Origin of the sequence: Protofrankia sp. CiP1_Cm_nod2 (genome assembly GCF_920664355.1) — a bacterium.
In the GTDB taxonomy this organism is placed as follows: Bacteria; Actinomycetota; Actinomycetes; order Frankiales; family Frankiaceae; genus Protofrankia.
In genome coordinates, this window is record NZ_CAKKTL010000041.1 from 31,267 (window position 1) to 33,090 (window position 1,824).

The window sequence follows — 1,824 nt, forward strand, 5'->3', positions numbered from 1 at the left end:
CCGGGTGCTGCGGCAGGGTTGGTGGCAGGGGCTGCGCGAGGGGCGGGGCCTGCGGCTGGGTGGGCGCCCCCGGGTCGAAGTGGGCCATGGACGGGGTGGCCGGGCCGTACGGGGCTGCGGCGGCGTGCGGGCCGTGCGGGGCTGCCGGGGCGTACGGGACATTGTGACGTTCCCGGGCCGCGGCCCGGGAACGGTGCAGGGCCCGGGTCTCCACGAACATCGTGCCCAGGACCACCGCGGACGCGGCGGCGAAGCCGAGCGTGCCGGGCATCTCGATCAGGCCGGTCGCGCCGCCGGCGACCCAGGCGAGCTGCATCGCGGTCTCCGAGCGGGCGAACGCCGAGTTGCGGGTGTCCTCGGCGACGTCCCGCTGGATGATGGCGTCCAGCCCGAGCTTGCCGGTCGAGCTGGCCATGGTGACCAGCAGGGCCGCGAGCAGCGAGGTCAGCTTGGTGTAGTTGACGGCAGCGCCCAGGCAGCCGCCGGCGGCCATCAGCAGCGACAGCATCAGCAGCGCTTCCGGCCGTTTACGGCCGAGACGGCCGCCGACGAACACGCCCAGGCCGCTGCCCACCCCGGCGCAGATCGCCAGCCCGGCCAGCCACAGGTTGTTGCCGCCGCTGGTCCGCAGCAGGAACGCCAGGTAGAAGGTGAGGAACCCGACCAGGCCGCGCAGCACCAGCGAGGCGCGCAGGGCCACCGGCAGCCCGCCGAGCGCGCGGCGCAGCCGGCCGGTGATGTCCCGGTGCGGGCGGAAGCGGCCCGCCCCGAGGACGGCGCGTTTCTCACCCGCGGCGGAGTCGACGTGTCCGGGCAGGTTGAAGGCGAGCAGAACACCCGTCATGTAGACGATGGCGCAGATCCGCAGCACCCACGGGTAGCCGATGTAGGGAATGTTGGCGATACCGAGCCCGAGCGGGGCCGCCACCGCCCCGGCCACGATGTTGACCAGGGAGATCCGGGAGTTGACCTTCACCAGGGTCAGTTCCCGGGGGGTCACCCGCGGGATGACCGCGCTGCGGGCCACCCCGAACGACCGGGACAGCATCAGCAGCCCGAGCGCCAGCGGGTAGACCGCCACTCCGTCGAGGGAGCTCGCGAGCTGCCAGGCGAGCATGCCGCGGGCCAGGCAGATCGCGGCCAGGGCGGTCCGGCGGCCATAGGCGAACCTGTCCAGCACCGGGCCGATCACCGGTGCCAGCAGGACGAACGGCACCATCGTGATCAACAGGTACAGGGCGACTTTCGAACGCGCCTCACCGGTGGGTACCGCGAAGAAAAGTGAGCCGGCGAGTGCTACCGTGACCAGCGCGTCCCCGGCCGCGTTGACGAACGAGAGCTCCACCAGGGAGGCGAGCCCGGACTGTTCGGCGCCGCCCCGGCGGGCGGAGGCCCGCAGCCTCCGCACCCCCCTGGCGACACCGGCACCCACGTTCACCATGCTGAGTGTCCTCCCCCCCAGGAGAGCCATCACGACCACGCAGCGCAGTTCCGGAACGTGTAGGCGACAATACGTGCGTGGAGGCTCAGGATGTACAGCTCGGCCCGGCAGCACCCCCGGCACCGGTGAGCGGGGACGCAACGGTGCCCGTCGATCCTGACCGGCCCGTCGACCTGGACCGGCCCGTCGACCCGGACCGGCCTGTTGACCCGGACCGGCCTGTTGACCCGGACCGGCCTGTTGACCCGGACCGGCCTGTTGACCTGGACCGGCCCGTCGACCCGGCGGAGCCCGTCGACCCGGCGGAGCCCGTCGACCCGGCCCGGGGCGACCGGCCGGCGCGGGCCGCTCGGGCGAGCCGGCCGTCCGCCTCACCCCGGACC

1 protein-coding gene and 1 pseudogene are annotated in these 1,824 nt (G+C 73.6%); one reads left to right on the forward strand and one right to left on the reverse strand.

What is annotated here, in order from left to right; all coding sequences use genetic code 11:
• Nucleotides 1-1,441 (reverse strand): MFS transporter (locus NBW84_RS06940; RefSeq protein ID WP_250282786.1); only part of this gene is annotated, 1,441 nt, incomplete at its 3' end.
• A 143-nt stretch (nucleotides 1,442-1,584) separates the two neighbouring features.
• Here NBW84_RS06940 and NBW84_RS06945 point away from each other — a divergent pair.
• Nucleotides 1,585-1,824, forward strand: a pseudogene (locus tag NBW84_RS06945) (hypothetical protein); the annotation flags it as partial.